Raw genomic sequence first — 20,182 nt, 5'->3', positions numbered from 1 at the left:
ATTAAGTCGCTCTTTAAAATCAAAAAGAAACAACAGAAACTTGAAACCTGAAACAATAGAAACCCGAAACAATAAAAACCCGAAACAAATAAAAATTGTATCAACTCATCGCTTACCTAAAATTCCTTTTAAAGTCAAATAACCAACATGGCGTCCATTCGCCATTTGTTTATAATTTGGTGACCAAATGTTTTTATGACACATCGAAACATGATGAATACAATGCAATAGCGTCTTACCGTGATGAACTCCTCAAAAACGACAATGTCATAAAAATAACCGATTTCGGATCGGGCTCAAAAGTGTTTAAGTCTGACAATCGGAGCATTAAAGCCATCGCAAAAACTTCAGGCACAACCTCAAAAAACACGAAACTCCTCTTTAGGATGGTCAGGTATTTCCAACCCAGACATATTTTAGAACTTGGTACCAATCTCGGTATTGGCACTCAGGCCATGGCTTTGGCAAACCCTGACGCCAACATTATTACCATTGAAGGCTGTCCGGAAATCTTGAAGGTTGCCACCCACCTTTTTTCTAACAAAAACTTCACAAACATCCACAGCATTCAGGGTAGCTTTCAGGATAAAATTCAGGAATTGTCCCCATCAAAATGGGATTTTATTTTTTTTGACGGACACCATTCCAAAGAAGCCACCTTAGCATATTTTGAAATGCTTTTACCCACAGCCCATAATAATTCCGTCTTTATCTTTGATGATATTTATTGGTCCAAAGGCATGACAGACGCATGGAAAATCATTAAAGAACATCCCCAAGTGACGGTCACCGTGGACACCTTTAATTGGGGCATTGTATTTTTCAGAAAAGAACAGCCGAAAGAACATTTTAAAATTAGAGTGTAACAACTGGGCCATTTGAACGTCATACCAATCGGAAATCAATTATATTGCAATTTCAAAAGTCCTTAGTTGGCAGGCAGCAGTTGGCAGACTGACATTTGAATTTTGAATTTCCAATTTAGAATTTTAAACTTTTAATAATCCCCATGGACAACGTCATTCACATCAGAAATATCGTCAGGAACTTTCAATTAGGCTCAGAAACCGTGTACGTACTAAAAGGCATTGACCTAGACATAGAACGTGGCGATTACGTGGCCATTATGGGACCATCGGGTTCAGGAAAATCGACGTTAATGAATTTGTTAGGTTGTTTGGATACTCCAACTTCTGGCACGTATGTTCTCAACGAACAAGATGTGAGCAAACTGAGCGATGACCAATTGGCCGAAATTAGAAATAAAGAAATCGGTTTTGTATTTCAGACCTTCAACTTGCTCCCAAGAACTACGGCATTAGACAACGTTGCTCTACCCATGATTTATGCAGGAGCTTCAAAAGCAGATCGTGACGCCCGTGCCACAGAAGTATTGACCGATGTTGGTTTGGCAGATCGTATCCACCATAAACCCAATGAACTTTCAGGCGGTCAACGCCAGCGTGTTGCTGTAGGTCGTGCCCTCGTAAACAAACCTTCCATCATCCTCGCCGATGAGCCTACAGGGAATTTAGATTCCAAGACCTCTTTGGAGATTCTTCAATTGTTTGACGATATCCACGTGGCCGGAAATACCGTAATCGTTGTGACCCACGAAGAGGATGTTGCTAAAAGAGCTGCCCGTGTAATTCGGTTGCGCGATGGAGAGATAGAGAGTGATGTGAGGAACTAATTTAGTGTTCCCGCCTTCGCAAAAGCTGCGGACGAGCGGGCGGTTATCAGTTGTCAGTTATCAGTTATCAGTTGTTCGATGTTCGGTGTTCGGTGTTCGGTGTTCGGTGTTCGGTGTTCGGTGTTCAAAAATTGCTATTCCTGATCAAACAATTTCTAAGACCTAATTTTTCTTATAACTAAACTTTCAAACATTAATTCCTTCATGCTTCTTGCTTCTTGCTTCTATCTTCTAGCTTCTATCTTCTATCTTCTATCTTCCAGCTTCTAACTTCTATCTTCTGCCTTCCAGCTTCTAACTTCCAACTTCCAGCTTCTGCCTTCTACCTTCCATCTTCCAGCTCAATAAAAAATAGTCGTGCATTCGTGGCAAAATCTTTAACTTTGAATTTTAATCACTAATACCTTACCATGAAAATCTATACTAAAACAGGTGACAAAGGTACTACTGCCCTATTTGGCGGCACACGAGTCCCGAAACACCACATCCGTATTGACAGTTACGGAACCGTTGATGAACTCAATTCCCATATCGGTTTAATTAGAGACCAAAATATTAATCAGCACTACAAAGAAATTTTAATGGTCATCCAAGATCGTTTATTTACGGTGGGTGCTATTTTGGCTACCGACCCTGAAAAGGCAACGCTTAAAAATGGCAAACAACGCTTGAATATCCCTAAGATTTCATCGCAGGATATCGAACTCTTGGAGCATGAAATTGATAGCATGAACGACGCCTTGCCCGAAATGACACACTTCGTTTTACCTGGCGGCCATCAAACGGTGTCATTCTGTCATATTGCGCGCTGTGTATGCCGTAGAGCTGAACGTTTAGCAACGGCACTTAACGACTTGGAGCCTTTTCAACCAGAGTCATTAGTCTATTTAAACCGTTTATCTGACTACATATTTGTGTTGGCACGAAAGTTGTCCCATGAGTTGAAAGCCGAAGAAATTCAATGGATTCCCCAAAAAGAATCTTAAAGAAAATTAGGCGCTTACATTTTTTTTGTATTATCTATTAGAAGTCAAGAAATCATGTAAGAAGTATACGCTCTTTTTTTTAATGATTAAATAATTCATTTTTTACTTGAATTTCTCGACAAAAAAATTATTTTTGCAAAAATTTAAAACGAATAACAAATGTATTGGACATTAGAATTAGCATCCTATTTGAGTGATGCGCCTTGGCCAGCCACTAAAGACGAATTAATTGATTATGCAATCCGTACTGGTGCGCCTTTAGAAGTGGTGGAAAATTTGCAGTCAATTGAAGATGAAGGTGACTCTTACGATTCAATCGAAGAGATCTGGTCAGATTATCCAACCGATGAAGATTACCTCTGGAATGAGGACGAATATTAAATAAATCAGAAAAAATAGTTAAAAAGTACTCCTTACGAGACTTTTTTTGTGCGCTATTTTTTATTAACCTTAGCACAAACCGTATCTTTGTGAGCCTCAAAAAGCAAAACATCATACAAATAACATATTATCATAACTGCACACTGCGCTTGTCAAAGTGTAGCTTAAACAAAAACACCTTATGAGTTTTTTAGATTCAGTATTGAAGGTCTTTGTTGGCGATAAATCCAAACAGGATGTCAAAGCCATCACTCCTCTTGTAGAACAAATTAGAACTTTTGAAAAAGCCTTGGAAGCCCTTTCGCATGACGAATTGAGGGCGAAAACGGCGTTTTTCAGGTCTAGGATAGCAGACGCACGACAGCCTTTTAACGATTCTATTGAAAAACTTCAGAAAGATGCAGAAGCTACAGAAGATATTGATGAGCGTGAAGATATCTATCAAGAAATTGACCGTATCAAAGATGACATCTACAAAGCCACTGAAGATGTATTGAATGACATCTTACCAGAAGCCTTTGGTGTCGTTAAAGAAACTGCGAAACGTTTTGTACACAATACCTCCATTACGGTTACCGCGAGTACATTTGACCGTGAAATTTCAGGAACCAAAACCTATGTCACTTTAGAAGACGACAAGGCTGTTTGGGCAAATTCTTGGGATGCTGCCGGCAAACCTATTACCTGGGACATGATTCACTATGACGTGCAACTGATTGGTGGTGTGGCACTACATCAAGGTAAAATTGCAGAGATGCAAACGGGTGAAGGTAAAACCCTTGTAGCCTCCCTTCCAATGTACTTAAATGCCCTTGCTGGCAAAGGCGTTCATTTAGTAACCGTCAATGATTACTTAGCAAAACGTGATAGTGCGTGGATGGCTCCATTGTTCGAATTTCATGGCATGAGTGTGGACTGCATTGATTACCACCAGCCTAATTCTGCCGCCCGTAAAAAAGCGTATTTGGCTGACATTACATACGGTACCAACAATGAGTTTGGTTTCGATTATCTGCGTGATAATATGGCACATTCTCCTGACGATTTGGTGCAACGACCGCACCATTACGCCATTGTGGATGAGGTGGATTCCGTTTTAGTCGATGATGCCCGTACGCCATTGATTATTTCCGGTCCTGTCCCTCAAGGTGATCGCCATGAATTTACAGAGCTCAAACCAAAAGTAGATAGTATTGCCGCTGTACAACGCCAATATTTGACAGGCGTGTTAGTTGAAGCCAAAAAATTAATCGCTGATGGCGATACTAAAGAAGGTGGCTTTAAATTGTTGCGCGTCTACAGAGGAATTCCAAAAAACAAGGCTTTGATTAAGTACTTGAGTGAGGAAGGCATCAAACAATTGCTTCAAAAAACCGAAAACCAATACATGCAGGACAATAACCGAGAAATGCCAAAGGTAGATTCGGAATTGTACTATGTGATTGACGAAAAAAATAATCAAGTAGAATTATCAGATAAAGGGGTGGAATTTTTATCTGGAGATGATGACCCTAACTTCTTTGTGATGCCAGAAATTGGGATGGAGATCTCAAAAATTGAATCGCAAAACCTTTCTAAAGAAAAAGAAGCAGAAGCTAAAGAAGAATTGTTCAGAGATTTTGGGATCAAATCAGAGCGTATCCATACCCTGAACCAATTATTAAAAGCGTATGCCTTATTTGAAAAGGATATCCAATACGTCGTCATTGACAATAAAGTGATGATTGTTGATGAGCAAACGGGTCGTATTATGGATGGGCGTCGTTATAGTGATGGTTTGCACCAAGCTATTGAGGCCAAAGAAAATGTAAAAATTGAAGCAGTCACCCAAACTTTTGCCACGGTAACCCTTCAAAATTACTTCAGAATGTATCGCAAATTGGCGGGCATGACGGGTACTGCGGTGACGGAAGCTGGTGAGTTTTGGGAAATCTATAAATTGGATGTGGTTGAAATTCCAACCAACCGACCTATTGCACGTGACGATCAGGAAGATTTAGTCTATAAAACGAAACGTGAAAAATACAACGCCGTTATTGATGAAGTTACCAAACTTTCTCAAGCAGGACGCCCCGTATTGATTGGAACCACCAACGTTGAGATCAGTGAGCTCTTGGGAAAAATGTTGACCTTACGCAAAGTTCCTCACAATGTACTGAATGCAAAACTCCACAAGAAAGAGGCAAATATTGTCGCTGAAGCTGGACAACCGGGTCAGGTAACCATTGCAACCAATATGGCTGGTCGTGGTACGGATATCAAATTAATAGAGGAAGTGAAAAAAGTTGGCGGTTTGGCCATTGTGGGTACGGAACGTCATGATTCGCGTCGTGTGGACAGACAGTTACGTGGTCGTGCCGGACGTCAGGGAGATCCAGGAAGTTCACATTTTTATGTGTCTTTGGAAGATAATTTAATGCGTCTTTTTGGTAGTGAACGTATTGCCAAAATGATGGACAGAATGGGCTTGGAAGAAGGGGAAGTGATTCAACATTCCATGATTTCAAAATCCATTGAGCGTGCCCAGAAAAAAGTTGAGGAAAATAACTTTGGAGTTCGTAAGCGTTTGTTGGAATATGATGATGTGATGAATGCCCAGCGTGAAGTGATCTACAAACGCCGCCGTCATGCCTTGCATGGTGAACGTTTGCGCGTCGATTTGGCGAATATGATTTTTGACACCTCAGAAATTATCACACAAACCAATAAAGCGGCGAACGACTTTAAGAATTTTGAATTTGAGCTGATTCGTTATTTTTCAATGGGCTCCCCTATTACGGAAGCTGAATTTAGTAAATTATCAGAACAGGATGTCGCTGGTAAAATCTACAAAGCGGCTTTTGAACATTACAAACTAAAAATGCAGCGCAATGCAGAAATGGCATTTCCTGTCATCAAAAATGTATATGAGACACAGCGTGATAAATTCAAGCGCATTGTGGTGCCGTTTACAGACGGTGTAAAAAGTTTGCAAGTAGTTACAGATCTTGAAAAAGCTTATGAAACTAATGGTAAACAACTGATCACGGATTTTGAAAAGAACATCACCCTTGCTATAGTTGATGAGGCATGGAAAACGCATTTGCGTAAAATGGACGAATTGAAACAATCTGTGCAGTTGGCAGTCCATGAGCAAAAAGATCCCTTATTGATTTACAAGTTTGAAGCTTTTGAATTGTTTAAGGTGATGATTGACCAAGTCAATAAAGATGTGATTTCATTTTTGTTCAAAGGCGAGTTGCCATCAGAAACTACAGACGCCATTCAAGAAGCACGTCAGGTACGTTCTAAAGAACAGTTGGAAACCCGCAAGGAAGAAATTCCTAATCTGGACGAGCGTTCCGCACAAAGTAGAGCTGCAGGTAGCAATACCCAACGGAAGGAAGTTGTGGAAACCATTGTACGCGATAAACCAAAAGTTGGCCGTAATGACAAGGTGACCATAAAACACGTCATGAGTGGCGAAAATAAAACTTTAAAATACAAACAGGCTGAGCCTTTGTTGGCCAAAGGTGACTGGGTGTTGATTGAAGAGTAAATAAAGAGTTAAGAATCAAAATGAAAGACCACTTTGCACATGCAGAGTGGTCTTTTTTATTTCCTTTAATTAAAGATGCTATAGCAAAATGAGAGAAAGCAAGTAATTCTTGAGCAAGCTCATCGCCCGACTAAAAGACTGGTGTCTTTTTTAAATTTATAAGACCTTCTGTACTGCCATTAAGTGGTCTTTTGGTTCGTAAATAACGATTCAGATTGTAGGCATCATAATTTGGCGCATCTTTATCAACACTACTTATTTTTACTCGGCCTGCCGAGTGAATGAACTCGTTATTACCAATCCACATGCCCACATGAATAACACGCTCTGACGAAGAGGCGGTGGCCTTTTTACCAAAAAACAATAAATCACCTGGAAGAAGGTTTTCAAAATTTTTATCGGTATCCACTTGCTCACCAGTATGGATTTGTTGTGAAGCGTCTCTAGGTAAAACAATCCCGTTTAAGAAATATATTGTTTTAGTAAAACCGCTACAATCCACTCCTTTTGTTGACGTGCCACCCCACAAATAAGGCAGGCCCATTAACTGTTTTGAAGTCGCCACTAAATTTTCTTGAGACGGATCTGTACGTGATAACCATGAATCATAAAGATCGGCCTCAGTTTTCTTGATAAATGCAATTCGTTGATCAGGATAAGCAACTTTATAAAAATCATTTTCTTCGTCCCGAAGTTCTAAAATCCCACCTGCCACGATATCTGATACCACTTGCGACTGAGCATCTGCCTCAGAATAACTGTGCCCTTGCATGGTGGTGTATATCACCTTCGTTTTATTTTTCCAGCCTTCAAGTTCAGATGGCGTAATGGGTTCGATACCGCCATCATCCACCCATGCCAAATACATGTCTGGGGTTTGGATCAATGACCAACTGCCTTCTTTTTTCAAAATTTCTACCGGTGTTCCTAAAGTAGCTTGCGTAGCCAATTCCGCTGAATGTTTAGGCTGACTTCTCAAATTAGCTACAGATATTGTCACCAAGCCCACAGTTTTATCTGCCAAATTAGATGCTGGCAAACGCTGAATACTATCTACATAATCAATTTCAGCATTTTTAAGGTTATTCTTCAATGTCGTAATTGCCTCTGGCAAATTGCTTTCACCCTTCAAAATATAGGTCTTCCCGTTCTTTTGTGCATTGACGTCAAAAAGAGCCACTCTTTTGTCTGGAGCATATTCGGCTTTAACAGCTTGTATTTCTGCCGTCAAGTAATTTTTGTTTTCAACTTTCGGTCCGCAGCTAAACAATCCCACTAAAGCTAAAAGGGGAAAACCGAATTTTGCTATTTTTTGTACCATTTCTATTTGACTTTTTAAAAGTTGTAAATTATAAAATTATAACTGATATTTTGAAGATTGTTGGTATACTTTTTACTTTAGTTGCCCATTGAAGTTATTATCATAGATACTGTCTAATTAACAATAAGTCATATAATTAAAATAAGGAGTACCTGTTTCTTTCAAGTGGGTCCAAGCTTGGGCTGTAAACTTTCTGTCATCCCTGAAAAAGATGCAGGTGTTATCTTGTTTTCACCTTACAGAAAAATTGGTAACCCATCTGGATATGTTTGTTGGCCTAAAGTATTTTAGTCGTTATGTTTTCCAACCCAAATATTCTCCTTATTTTTCAATAAATTTCGAACTTGAAAACCCCAAACGCCAAGATCAATATCTCCAGAAACCGGAAATGGTTAAAGCGCATTCTTATAACACTTGCAGTTTGTATTCTATTGCCGCTCAGCCTTTTTACGATAGGGTGGTTTAATAGAGATAGCGTGATTGATATGTTGCAAGCCTGGTATGCTGAGAACACGTCGGGCACCTTGGTTATTGGGAAGGTAAATGCTAGTTTTTTAAGCGGGTTCCCCAACGTGGGTTTTACGTTAAGAGACATCAAACATACCAACAGAGATACCATCACCGACCAATTTTCTACCCTTAAAATTGATGAAGCCAAACTGATTATTGGCGCTGGAAACCTTTTGCGCGGTGATTTTATATTTAGAAAAATAGGCATCAAAAATGCGGAATTCTCTTCTGAAGTTATCTCAAACAGGCCAATCGCCTATCATCAACAATTAAAGCAGGACAAGCAGAAAGACCACAAGGGGTTTCAGCTCCCAGAATGGCTCAATCACAACGGGGCAACTGTGACATTGGAAAATATCAAATACATCAGTAAGGATACTGTGTTGAACAAGCATTTTGATCTTCACATTCACAAATTTAAAGCAAGCTTTAAAGCCAATGGCACTCAATTAAACGGTGATGCCGCAATGGATGTCACCATTAATCATTTAGGATTCAATACCACAAAAGGCAGTTTTTTTAAGAACGCGCATGTTACTGGAAGTCCAAAATTTAGTGTCGATGTTGAGAATGACCGTATCCAAATCCCAGACTTTCCACTCTCTATTGATGACCAAACCTTTCAACTCTCCGCAAACTTTAATCTGTCGGAATCTAATGGGTATGAGTTTAACCTACAAAATCCTACTACCGATTTTCAAGCGGTCAAAAGATTTTTAAACGATAGTATTTTTTCCATATTAAAAGATTTCGAAATACAAAAGCCTTTAAAAAGTGCCATCAAAATTTCAGGGAAATTTGCTTATGGCAACAGCCCAGATATAGAAGCTGACTATTCAACGACCGATAATGAGATTACAATTTCAGACAAGTTTCGCTTTAAAAAGGTTGCCTTTACGGGTAATTTGACCACTGATATTTATAAAACTGACAGTTTAAAGACTGCAAAAAAGTCGCCCAAAGACATTAAAGTCTTTTTTAATAGCCTCAATGCAGAATTGGAAGACGTCAACGTCGCTATTCTCAACTCCTATTTTCAGAGCACGCCAGAAGCACTCAACTTTATAGAAGCCAATGTCCGGTTAAAGGGAACTAATGAAACCTTAGCCAAGCTTATTGAAACCGACAATTTTGATTTTAAGGGTGGAAATTTTCAATTAAACACGCACATCGTTGGAGACATCCCAAACCCGTATCAAGTTTTAAACAAAGCTACTGGCGATTTTAAACTGAACAATACGCGCGTAGTTCTCAAAAAAAATGGCCTACAATTGCCTATACAATCCATTTCTATTGCCTTAGAAAGGGAAACTTCTATTTTAAGAGAATTGACGGTGAAGTTACCAAATGGTGAGGATTTGGTATTTACAGGAACTTTAAAAAGCATCTCTGGACTTTTATCGAAATCGCCCATAAGCCCCACCACAAGCCATATCTCTTTAGATTCTGAAAACCTCAACATCTCCGAAGTGATTGAAATGGCAAAAGAATTTGTACCCGACGCTGATGCAAATGTTAATGACCGAAGAACATTGCATGAAACGCTCGATGCCATTTATAGCCAATTTCATCCGCAATTTGATATCACTATTGGAGCTCTTAAGTATAAGGATGTGGTGATCACGGATTTAAAATCAAAAATTGAGCTCATCGATTCTGAGACCATCCGCCTGCGCAATTTCAACTTCAATTATGATGATGCCGTGACGACCCTTAAAGGCAATGTTAAAGTATATCCACCTGAAAGCGGACTAAAAGACGCGGTTTACATGAATGCCGAAGCCACTTCTGAAGGGTCTTTACAGGTATTTAAAGAGTTGTTCAATATTGAGCTTTTCAGAATAGATTCTGGCCGTTTTAAGTTTAACGGCAATGTCAATGGTAATGTCAAAGCTTTTAACGAACTTCTGAACAATGCCAAAGGCGACTTGACCCTACTAGATACAAAGCTCTATTATCCTCCGGCTGAGATGGACATTGCCATTGATTCTTTGGCTTTGTTTGTGAATAACGCTGACATTATTCTGAATCAGTTCAATTTAGAAATTGATGAATTCCACCCCGTCAAACTCAATGGAATTATCAAGAAATTCCCGAATTTCTTGTTGGATGACATTAAAGAATCGGGATCGGTTTTTATAAAAGTAACAGCGCCATTTTTTGACGGTGATCATCTGCTGACTACCATAAATTCCTTCACTAGAGATTCCATTATAAAGCAGCAAAAAACGAAAAGGGCACTCCACAACATTTTTAAAGACATCAACAAGTTCAATCCTGAAATTGAATTGGCCATTGACTCTCTAAAGTTCAGAGACCTCATTACAGAAAAAATAGCTGCCCAAATATATTTTGAAAATGACTCCATCTTAAAACTGGACCATCTCAATTTAAACTACAAAGAAACGATAGCCAACATTCAAGGCGACATTAATGCGCATACCAGTCGTGAGGATTTATTGAACGACAATCCGTTTGATCTTGATTTTTCAGTTCAGGTAAAAGGCAAATCCAAAGATTTAAATGATTATTTAAAAACTAGCAACTTTGTTTTCAAGTCGGGTGATTTTGAGTTTTACGGGAACTATAAAGGCCAATCTAAAAACTTAAAACTACTCAATTCAGAAGCATCGGGCGATTTGAAAATTGGAGGCACCCTTGTAGATTTTGAAGCCGCAGATCTTCAAATTCCTGTAGACAGTTTGCACATTGAAATCAATAATGATCTGGCCACCCTTAAAACACTTGACATCCAATTGCCAGGAAAGAGCTCAGTGGTGTTTTCTGGTGCCATTGATAACTTTTCAGAATTTATAAATGGTGCCGCAGAAAATCGTCAACACAGCTCCAATTTTTCCATACATGCCCCATATTTGGATACTTCAGATATTAAGGAATTTTTAGATAGATCAGAGTCTACAACCAAAAAAATAGAAGCAACAGACCTCAATCTCCAAAAATGGAAAGAAGTCCTCACTAAGATTAATAAATCATTTTACCCTTCCGTAGCGGTTCAGGTGGACACCTTAAAACACAACAATTTCAATATCACAGATTTTGAATCTCAACTGTTGTTTGATAATAAAGGTCTCTTTAAAATTGAAGACACACAACTTGATTTTTATGGTGGCACAATTGCCATGACTGTGGAAATAGGCATAAAGAAGGACAAAAATACAGAAGTGACCATTGCAATGAAAGCTAATGATGTGGACCTCCATGAAATGGTAACGCACTTTGATTATTTTAAAAATGAGGATTTAAAACAGGCTGAACACCTTGGGGGCACTCTAAATTATAACATCAACGCCACTGGTAGCTTGGATAATGAAGGGCAACTAAATATGAATTCTCTAAATGGCTTTCTTAGTTTAGATCTCCAAAACCTGATGCTTTATGATTACAAGCCCATCATGGAAAACACGCCATTGATGAAGGACGAACGCTTCAAAAATTTAAGATTTAGGCCTATTGTTCAGACTTTTGAAATCAGAAACGGTGAGATCCTTATTCCAAGAACAGAAATTCAATCCTCAGCCATGCATATGTATGTGGAAGGACGGATGAAGTTGAATGACTATGTGAACATTTGGCTAGCGCTACCTTATAAAAACCTTAAAAGCAATGATGGCTTAGCGCTACCAGAAAAAACAACCTATGAAGATGCAGGTTCAAAATTCTTTATTCAGTTTGTTCAGTATGAAAACAGCACCAAAGCGAGGCAACAAAAGCTTAAAGTCAAAATAAGATTGGGGAATAGAAAACTGAGAAAAATGCGGGATAGTTCAAATTAGTTCGGTGATTATATAATGAGAACCACATATATTAAAAAAAATGCAAAATCAAAAAATGATAGCTAAATGAAATTAAAATTATCAACTACTAGAGTTACTAAAACCCCATGTGTGATGAAATTACTTCTAACAGTATATCTTCTATTTTCAACGATTTGTTTTTCACAAAAAATTTATGAATTTGATTATCTTATTGAATATGAACAGACTTTTTACAAGGACTCTCTAAAAATTCCGAATCATAAATTCAGGGAAAAAGAAGAAAAAAGAAAAATATATTATTTGACAAACTCAAAGAAGAATAATTATAATGCGTTCATTACAGAATTAGACAGCTTAAACTATCAGATGTTCTTTAAAGATGAGAAGGGCATTTCTGCAAACGTCAAAGTTTTAAAATCTGAATTATTCAAGGCAGAGTTTATAGACATAGACTGTAACAGTGTAAGTCATCATTTCCACTTTAGATATCAGACAAAAAATTATGACTTTTTCCAGCTAAATGATACTCTAATTAACGGGAAGTCTTACGCTAGGTATAAATTAGCATCAATAAAACCCAAAAGAGTAAAAAAGAAAAAAATAGGTACTAAATTTTATATCATCGCCAAAGAAACTTCATTTCATCTCCCTATTTTGGATTTTTATACAGCCTATCAACAATGGAAGACCAATAAAAATATACCTAACGGTATTTTTTATGAAAAGTACTTTATAGAATACAATGGCAAACTATCCACAAAAGTAACCCTGATAAACTATTGGAAAACTGATCAGAAAATAGTTATTGATGAGGCTTGTGATTATACTAAAAAACGATAAGGCAACTGCTGCAGCAAATCATTCTTAAGCAGTTGTTGATGTTTTCCACCAACACCATGTAATCCGTTGTTGGTGTTTTTTACCAATAACATTTAAGCCGTTGTTGGTGTTTTCCACCAACACCATGTCATCAAATAGCAACAACAATGGTTATACATATCAATTAAATAATTCCTCTTTAAATCCGACTTTAAATATCTTCTGAGGAAATGATTTGAATTCCGAGATAGTTCATTTTTATTAAGCCGTTGTTGGTGTTTTCCACCAACAACATTCAATTAAAAAATACCAACTTTGATAGAAACATCATTTTTGATGATTGGCTTAGAGATAATTTCTCTTCAAAACCGACTTTAAATATCTTCTGAGGAAATGATTTGAATTCCGAGATAGTTCATTTTCTTTTTTAGTTCTTGAAATTTTTTTAGGATCCAATGGCTGCGAGGCATCCTCAATAAAAAAACATGCAAACCCTTCTTTAAACGCATCATAAGCAGAAAAGTAAACACAAATATCTGCTGCTAGCCCGCACAAGAATAACTGCGAAACCCCTTTATCCTTTAAATACCCAGTGAGACCTGTTGACTTCAAATGGCCATTATCATAAAATGCACTGTAACTGTCAATCTCCTTGTCTGTTCCTTTTCTAAAAACAGCCTCCCACTTGTTTGTGTTAAGGTCTCGGTGAAATTTGGCACCCTCGGTGCCTTGTACGCAGTGATGTGGCCATAAGGTTTGGGATTCGCCTTGAATTTCAATCTCATCAAAGCTTGATTTCCCCTCATGATTGGACGCAAAGCTCACATGATCTTGTGGGTGCCAATCTAGGGCAGCCACCACCAAATCAAATTTATGTTGCATACTATTGATTATAGGAACTATTTTGTCTCCGTCGGGAACGGGAAGCGATCCGCCAGGCATAAAGTCGTTTTGTACATCAATAATAAGAAGCGTTTTCATCTATTTATTTTTTTTGTGAGCTTTTACGTAAAGTTAACTAAATACCACTTTTGAGATCGCTTAAATCTTTACGAAGTGGTCTAAATATATAGTTAATAGTATTTTTTTGACCCTATCGAAGTTTCGGGATCACTAATCATCACTACTAAAGAAATCCAATTCATTTGAAATTCATGACATCATCAATATAGAATGACCACACAAATAAATCAACTCAATTTTTTTTAAGGCAGACCAACATTTGTTTAATAAGTGCAATCCGTGTCAACCGTGCAATCCGTGTCATTTGTGTAATCTGTTTCATCCATCATCCTACATCCATCATCCGTCATCCATCATCCGTCATCCATCATCCGTCATCCCTGTCTAAAAGAATCCAAAAAATAGCGATTCACTATATAATCATATTATCAAATCAAATTTAGAATGTATGTTTTAAAACCAGCTTATCCCGCTCTTGCTTGAGTTGATGACTAAGACCTATTTTATAAATATGCGGATTTTGAAAACGTTTATATTCTTCAGGAAGTTTCTCCAAACGAGATTTCGAATAGTCAGCAATTTCAGTAACAGATCGCGGCTTATTTACCTTTTTGCCATGTTCCATCACTTTTTCAAGTAAAGGTTCATGATCAAAACGATCAAGATTCAAGCTCTTTGTAGCATCAAATGGATGTTCCATTTGCTCTAGCTTATCATCAGAAAAAAGAGCTATGGCATCTGCGCCATAAAACATGCCGTTTTTATCCAACATGCGATACACTTGCTTTTTGGAAGGCAGCGACACCTTGAGGATGTTTTCGGAAAGCTTGATACGTGGATCGCCGTTATATTCAGATAATTTATAGACGCCATCCAATGCTGCATCTGGTTTTCCGGTCACTAAGTTAGTCCCCACACCAAAAATATCAATCGGAGCACCTTGCTCCTTCAGACTCTTTATTACAAATTCATCCAATTGGTTGGAGGCCACAATTTTTACATAACTCAGATTGGCATCATCCAACATTTTTCGTGTTTTTTTTGCTAAATAAGCCAAATCACCACTGTCCAATCGTACGCCCAACAACTGCTGTCCGTTACGTTCCATTTCCTTCGCTACCGTAATCGCATTAGGCAATCCGCTTTTGAGGGTATTGTAAGTATCAATCAAAAACACGCATTTTTTTGGTCGCATCTTTGAGAAATCACGAAATGCCTCTAATTCATCATCATAACTTTGGATAAATGAATGGGCCATGGTGCCTGAGGAAGGTATATTGTAATCTTCAGCTGCCTTGACATTACTGGTGCTGTCAAAACCACCAATGGCTGCCGCTCTTGACGCATAATAACCACCTGTGGCATGAGCCCGTCGTAATCCCATATCCAATAACATTCCATCTTGGGCACTACGCCGTATTCTGCTGGCCTTTGTGGCTATCAGCGTCTGAAAATTAAGAATGTTCAACAAAAGGGTTTCTATGATCTGTGCTTCCATAATATTGGCTTCGACCTGTAAAATAGGACGGTTTGGAAACACGACGTCACCTTCTTTGCTTGAAAAAATGTTTCCGCGGAAGCGAAAATCTCTTAGATAGTGCAAAAAATCCTTTTCAAATCCGTGCTGCTCCAAATACGTCACATCAGAAGATGAGAACTTGAGCGTTTCAAGAATGTCCAAGACATCTTCCAGACCTGCAAATATTGAATAGCCACTATTAAAAGGATTGTGTCGAAAGTAGTAATCAAAAACGGCGCGTCCATCGGGTTTAGTGCCAAAATAGACTTGGGCCATGGTGAGTTGATAAAGATCAGTATAAGCAGCTGTAATGTTCAAAAGCGTTTGGTTTTAAATTTTTAATTGTACAAAATATACTAATATTGATTGATTTCTTATTCAAATTTAGAAATAGCAAAGGACCAGCTTCAACAAGGTCTTTTGTATTATAGGAATGTTTTCCCTCTATTGAGATCCAACATATCAGCAATTATTTAGTGTTCCACTTTCTTAAAATCAAGATCCTGAAAATCATAACTGAAATCTGTCAGCGGAGAAATCGGGCTCATCGTAAAACCGTTAGCTTTTCCTTCAATATCCAAACTAAAAGTCACAAAGGCATCAGCTTTAAGAGAAGGATCATTCCAGCGAACCACATAGGTTGTACCTTTATAAAACGTCATGGTTCCAGTTAAATCAGAAAGCTTGTCTGACCTAAAATGAAGGTTATTATTTTGGTTGCTGATCATGACATCTCCAAACCATGGATCTTTGTAAGTTCCTATATAATCTGACGGATTAGGGGTCGGGGTTTTGCTTTTAATTTGTGCGGCGATATCTTTTTCCAAGGCAGAAACAATACTGTCTTCCTCACGTTCTCCAGCCAAGCGTCGATCGTTATATGCTTTTATTCTGTCTTTCCCTTTGATATCAAAATATCCGTCTTTAAGAGTGTTTGAAATGGCATTAAAAGCCGCACCGCTTTGTTGGTTGGTAAGCACTATAATACCCAAATCGAGCTCAGGAATGATGACCACCTGACTCACAATTCCCAACAGACCTCCAGTATGAGTTGCTTGAAAATACCCATTGACATCACTTAAAAACCATCCAAGGCCGTACGCTGAAAAATGGGTGTTATAAGAACCCCTTCCTGATTTTATAAGCGTTTGGGGCGTCCACATTTCACGATGCGTTTTTTTGCTAAAAAGACTATCCTTGAGTTGAGCTCCGTATTTTCCTTCATCCAATTGCGCTTGTACCCAAGTACTCATGTCATTGATAGAAGCGTATATTCCGGCCGCAGGCGTTGCAATTTGAGTAAAGGTATATCCTGTAATTTCCAGTTTGCCCTTAACGGGGGCGTGGCCATCAATGCGATTGGCATCGGCATCGATTTTAGCCATAGAAAGCAAAGACCGATTCATTCCTAGCGGCTTAAAAAAGTTCTCTTTAATATACTCATCATAAGAGGTTTTAGAAACTCGTGCTACAATTTCACCTGCAATAATATAAAGGAGATTGTCATAATCAAACTTCGAACGAAAAGAGGAAACAGGCTTTAAATACCTCATATTGTGGATCATTTCTGGTAATGTCGTGGTATTGCTGGCAGGAAAAACCATTAAATCACCAGCGCCCAGTCCTAAACCACTTCTATGCGTAATAAGATCACGGACAGTGAATTCAGATGTTACATAAGGATCATAAAGTTTAAACTCTGGTATCACATCATTTACTTTGGTATCCCATGTTAATTTTCCTTGATCAACAAGTTGTCCCAATGCCGCTGCAGTAAATGCTTTGGTGTTTGAAGCCACTCCAAAAAGCGTGTTTTCGTTTACCTCTGCATTTGTTTTAATAGAGCGTACGCCATACGTGTTTTTATGATAAACCTTACCATCTTTTAAAACCGCCACAGCCATTCCCGGCACGTCAAAGGTTGTCATAGTTTTTTGTACCAAACTATCAATTTGAGAAGTGCTTAAAACTTGTGCTTTTACCAAATGGTTAAAATGTAAAAGCAGAAAAAGGATGACAAGGGTTTTGAGAGAAATAGGTTTCATATGAAGGATTTGAATTGTAGAATGATACATTTTATTTAAGAGTTCAAGTTATAAATTTTCGCGATGAGAATTAACAAAAACCTGCAAAATAAGAGTGTCTATAAAATCCCCGATTATTTGTAGAGGTAACGATCGTTTTGCCTTCAAATTTTAAGGCAATGTTCTATTGGTCTGCTATTGACTAGGATCCAGTTTTATTAAAATAACATGACAGATACTTTATTTTATGAAGTTACCAAGGTCTAGTATTAACATCTGCTGTCCTTATTATCGTAATAATAGCAGTTATAAAAGCTCGAAAATAAAAGAATCGAGACAACTAGAGAAGCGATAGATTTAGCTGTAAATTGGCAAAAAAAAGACCTTAGTTGCAGTCTTATCAAATGCGCACTAAGGTCTTTTAATACAAAAAAAATCTTTTAAGCTTCTTCCAAGCTTCTTTTTGTTTTTCTATAGGTATAGTTAGGATAGATGTTACGTTTGGCAAAACGATTCACCTTATCACTATTGATCATCTTAATATAGACTTGTTTTGTCACGCCAAAATATTCGTAAGAAGATCCGTCTTGAAAAATAATTTCCAACAGTAGACCTTTATGTGTGTAATCTACAATCATGGAATTGGTAATTGTTTCCGTATAGTTACCTAAATTAGAGGCAATGGTTTCTGGTGCTATACTGACCAAAAAATGATAGCCGTCAATAATTTTTCGGCTTTGTATTTCGGCTTCTTCCTGTAAAGCGTCTCCGTTTTGAAACTTGTCAGGATGCCATTCTTTTACCAAATCGCGGTAGCTCTTCTTTAAAGTCTTTAATTCAAGCTCGTTTTCCACTCCAAAGAGTTTCTTGTATTCATTTATGCGCTTCATATCAATTATTTGAGGGCGCAAAAGTACGTGTAAATATCAAATGAATAACTATGATCCTTCGTTTAAATAATTTTCTACCCTACACACTAAGCTATTACCTATTTTAAAGTTAAAGGAATCACTCTTAGAATTTTACAAAGACAGGTACAATTGTTGAACTTTTATAACTGTGGCAAGACCATCCCAAAGCTTAAAGCCCCAGCAACAAATTAGGATCAGGGCAATTCTCCAAATAAAACTCCAAATCCTTTTTATTGCAAACTCCGGGATAATCGCCCTCAAGACCCTGCATATCCTTAATGATCTGAAAATGCAAATGTGGCGGATAATCGCCATTTACTGTAGCCTCTCCCAAAGTAGCAATTTGCTGACCTTCATTAAAAACTTGTCCTACTTTTAAATCAGCAATAGAAGCCACACTCAAATGACCGTAAAGTGTATAAAATTCAACAGTATTAATATGATGTTTTAAAATAATAGTGGGGCCATAATCGCCGTGATTGGTATTGTTCTTAAAACTGTGGACGGTGGCATTAAGCGGTGAGAAAATAGGACTATTAGCAGCAATCCATAAATCCATTCCAATGTGAATGTTACGTTCTGTATCTAAATTGGTTTGGTTAAAATAGACGCTCCGTTGGTAGATGTTTCGCGTTTCATTATAGCCTCCAAAAGCGACTAGAGCGTTGTGATTGTGCATATGATTAGTGATATAAACTTCCAATGCGGAAGAAGATCCCACATCAACGTGTTGCAAATCTTTATTTGAAATCGATAATTCCAAAGGCGTGTAGTTATTTTTGGGAATGTTGGCATCCAAAACTGAAAGAGGTATTGTACTGATGCTTTTTAAAAATGAAGTGAAATCTTTTGAGGTCATAAGTTGTCAAAATAGTTTGTCAAATATAGAATTTTGATGCTAATGGGAAAGCTGATTTTTCCGCTGCCGTAAGTTCTCATTTTGAAAAAGGCTCTTAAGCCGATGATCGCTATATCCATCAGAACTTAAAAGCAAAACACAACCTTGCAAAATTTGGCTATTTATTCTAAAAATAGTACCAACATTCCATAAAACAGCGTTAAGTACTTTAAAGCGCAAGCTTTTTGATTTATATTTATCCCTAGTTTCAATCTTTTTATCGATAACATTTATGAATACGTTTTTAAAACGCCTTTTAATTATCCTTGCCGTTGTAGCGGTAGGCTTATTTTTATATTCCCATTTTGTTGAAGATATTTTCTCAAAGCGTTTAAGTCCAAAAGACACCGTGAAATTTGAGCTAAATGACACCAAATTGGAAGTACTTTACAACAGACCGTTAAAAAAAGGCCGCGAGATTTTTGGCGCCTTGGTACCTTATAATCAGGTTTGGCGTACAGGTGCTAACGAGGCAACCACCTTTACCACCAACAAATTCTTAGTGGTTGATGGTACCACGGTACCAACTGGAACCTATACACTATGGACCGTTCCGCAAGATAGTATTTGGAAAGTTTTTATCAACACAAAGCAGTATCCATGGGGTGTTGACGAGCAAATGCGACCTATGCGAGAACCTAAATATGATCTTTTGGAAGTTGATGTTCCCGTTATCAATTTAGATAATACCGTTGAACAATTTACCATCGCTTTTGACAATACCACTGATAATTTAAAATTGACCATGGCTTGGGATCACACCAAAATTGAAGTCCCGATGGAAATCAGCAAAGAGCAGCCTAAATAAACGGTTTAAATTACCGTGCGGTGAATGTAGAATGT

14 protein-coding genes are annotated in these 20,182 nt (G+C 37.9%); 8 read left to right on the top strand and 6 right to left on the bottom strand.

The window, feature by feature from the left end:
* Nucleotides 1-95: 95 nt before the first annotated feature.
* The 5 genes from A9996_RS07510 to secA all read left to right on the top strand — a co-directional run bounded on the left by A9996_RS07510 (nucleotide 96) and on the right by secA (nucleotide 6,598).
* Nucleotides 96-866, top strand: coding sequence for an O-methyltransferase (locus A9996_RS07510; protein ID WP_066432802.1), 771 nt, complete (start codon nucleotides 96-98; stop codon nucleotides 864-866).
* Nucleotides 867-1,009: 143 nt separating this feature from the next.
* Complete coding sequence (locus A9996_RS07505) at nucleotides 1,010-1,693, top strand: ABC transporter ATP-binding protein (protein ID WP_066432800.1); 684 nt, start codon at nucleotides 1,010-1,012, stop codon at nucleotides 1,691-1,693.
* A 410-nt stretch (nucleotides 1,694-2,103) separates the two neighbouring features.
* Nucleotides 2,104-2,679 carry a cob(I)yrinic acid a,c-diamide adenosyltransferase gene (locus A9996_RS07500; RefSeq protein WP_066432798.1) on the top strand — a complete coding sequence of 192 codons (576 nt, stop codon included), beginning with the start codon at nucleotides 2,104-2,106 and terminating at the stop codon, nucleotides 2,677-2,679.
* A gap of 159 nt (nucleotides 2,680-2,838) precedes the next feature.
* Nucleotides 2,839-3,060 (top strand): DUF2795 domain-containing protein, encoded by a 222-nt coding sequence (locus tag A9996_RS07495; protein ID WP_019387375.1) that lies wholly within the window; start codon nucleotides 2,839-2,841, stop codon nucleotides 3,058-3,060.
* Between the two features lie 181 nt (nucleotides 3,061-3,241).
* A complete protein-coding gene (gene secA, locus A9996_RS07490; RefSeq protein ID WP_066432797.1) occupies nucleotides 3,242-6,598 on the top strand; it encodes a preprotein translocase subunit SecA in 3,357 nt (1,118 codons plus the stop codon).
* Nucleotides 6,599-6,728: 130 nt separating this feature from the next.
* Here the strand turns inward: secA and A9996_RS07485 are convergent, their stop codons facing one another.
* Nucleotides 6,729-7,919 carry an SH3 domain-containing C40 family peptidase gene (locus A9996_RS07485; RefSeq protein ID WP_066432796.1) on the bottom strand — a complete coding sequence of 397 codons (1,191 nt, stop codon included), beginning with the start codon at nucleotides 7,917-7,919 and terminating at the stop codon, nucleotides 6,729-6,731.
* A 344-nt stretch (nucleotides 7,920-8,263) separates the two neighbouring features.
* Here A9996_RS07485 and A9996_RS07475 point away from each other — a divergent pair, with 344 nt between their 5' ends.
* Together A9996_RS07475 and A9996_RS07470 are read left to right on the top strand one after the other, a co-directional pair.
* The gene (locus A9996_RS07475) at nucleotides 8,264-12,223 is read left to right on the top strand and encodes an AsmA family protein (protein ID WP_146608931.1); all 3,960 of its coding nucleotides are present in this window, start codon (nucleotides 8,264-8,266) and stop codon (nucleotides 12,221-12,223) included.
* Between the two features lie 66 nt (nucleotides 12,224-12,289).
* Nucleotides 12,290-13,045, top strand: coding sequence for a hypothetical protein (locus A9996_RS07470; protein ID WP_066432789.1), 756 nt, complete (start codon nucleotides 12,290-12,292; stop codon nucleotides 13,043-13,045).
* A gap of 324 nt (nucleotides 13,046-13,369) precedes the next feature.
* Here the strand turns inward: A9996_RS07470 and pncA are convergent, their stop codons facing one another.
* The 5 genes from pncA to A9996_RS07445 all read right to left on the bottom strand — a co-directional run bounded on the left by pncA (nucleotide 13,370) and on the right by A9996_RS07445 (nucleotide 19,300).
* Nucleotides 13,370-14,005, bottom strand: coding sequence for a bifunctional nicotinamidase/pyrazinamidase (gene pncA / locus A9996_RS07465; protein WP_066432787.1), 636 nt, complete (start codon nucleotides 14,003-14,005; stop codon nucleotides 13,370-13,372).
* Between the two features lie 421 nt (nucleotides 14,006-14,426).
* A complete protein-coding gene (locus A9996_RS07460) occupies nucleotides 14,427-15,824 on the bottom strand; it encodes a nicotinate phosphoribosyltransferase (RefSeq protein WP_245905279.1) in 1,398 nt (465 codons plus the stop codon).
* A 155-nt stretch (nucleotides 15,825-15,979) separates the two neighbouring features.
* A complete protein-coding gene (locus A9996_RS07455) occupies nucleotides 15,980-17,551 on the bottom strand; it encodes a serine hydrolase (protein WP_066432852.1) in 1,572 nt (523 codons plus the stop codon).
* Nucleotides 17,552-17,970: 419 nt separating this feature from the next.
* Nucleotides 17,971-18,420 (bottom strand): KTSC domain-containing protein, encoded by a 450-nt coding sequence (locus A9996_RS07450; protein ID WP_066432785.1) that lies wholly within the window; start codon nucleotides 18,418-18,420, stop codon nucleotides 17,971-17,973.
* 190 nt (nucleotides 18,421-18,610) lie between these two features.
* On the bottom strand, nucleotides 18,611-19,300 hold the full coding sequence (locus A9996_RS07445; protein ID WP_066432783.1) for a peptidoglycan DD-metalloendopeptidase family protein: 690 nt from the start codon (nucleotides 19,298-19,300) through the stop codon (nucleotides 18,611-18,613).
* Nucleotides 19,301-19,571: 271 nt separating this feature from the next.
* On the opposite strand from A9996_RS07445, the gene A9996_RS07440 reads away from it, so the two are divergent.
* Nucleotides 19,572-20,147, top strand: a complete 576-nt coding sequence (locus A9996_RS07440) for a DUF2911 domain-containing protein (RefSeq protein ID WP_066432782.1) — start codon at nucleotides 19,572-19,574, stop codon at nucleotides 20,145-20,147.
* Nucleotides 20,148-20,182 lie beyond the last annotated feature (35 nt).

It is taken from the genome of Gelidibacter algens, assembly GCF_001678675.1.
Lineage (GTDB): Bacteria > Bacteroidota > Bacteroidia > Flavobacteriales > Flavobacteriaceae > Gelidibacter > Gelidibacter algens.
This window is presented reverse-complemented; position numbering and strand designations above follow the sequence as displayed.

What these genes read in the sequence shown, in the direction of transcription:
- A9996_RS07500 (WP_066432798.1), top strand. Translation starts at nt 2,104, where the DNA reads ATGAAAATCTATACTAAAACAGGTGACAAAGGTACTACTGCCCTATTT.
- A9996_RS07450 (WP_066432785.1), bottom strand. Translation starts at nt 18,420, where the DNA reads ATGAAGCGCATAAATGAATACAAGAAACTCTTTGGAGTGGAAAACGAG.
- A9996_RS07470 (WP_066432789.1), top strand. Translation starts at nt 12,290, where the DNA reads ATGAAATTAAAATTATCAACTACTAGAGTTACTAAAACCCCATGTGTG.
- pncA (WP_066432787.1), bottom strand. Translation starts at nt 14,005, where the DNA reads ATGAAAACGCTTCTTATTATTGATGTACAAAACGACTTTATGCCTGGC.
- secA (WP_066432797.1), top strand. Translation starts at nt 3,242, where the DNA reads ATGAGTTTTTTAGATTCAGTATTGAAGGTCTTTGTTGGCGATAAATCC.
- A9996_RS07455 (WP_066432852.1), bottom strand. Translation starts at nt 17,551, where the DNA reads ATGAAACCTATTTCTCTCAAAACCCTTGTCATCCTTTTTCTGCTTTTA.
- A9996_RS07445 (WP_066432783.1), bottom strand. Translation starts at nt 19,300, where the DNA reads ATGACCTCAAAAGATTTCACTTCATTTTTAAAAAGCATCAGTACAATA.
- A9996_RS07440 (WP_066432782.1), top strand. Translation starts at nt 19,572, where the DNA reads ATGAATACGTTTTTAAAACGCCTTTTAATTATCCTTGCCGTTGTAGCG.
- A9996_RS07495 (WP_019387375.1), top strand. Translation starts at nt 2,839, where the DNA reads ATGTATTGGACATTAGAATTAGCATCCTATTTGAGTGATGCGCCTTGG.
- A9996_RS07505 (WP_066432800.1), top strand. Translation starts at nt 1,010, where the DNA reads ATGGACAACGTCATTCACATCAGAAATATCGTCAGGAACTTTCAATTA.
- A9996_RS07485 (WP_066432796.1), bottom strand. Translation starts at nt 7,919, where the DNA reads ATGGTACAAAAAATAGCAAAATTCGGTTTTCCCCTTTTAGCTTTAGTG.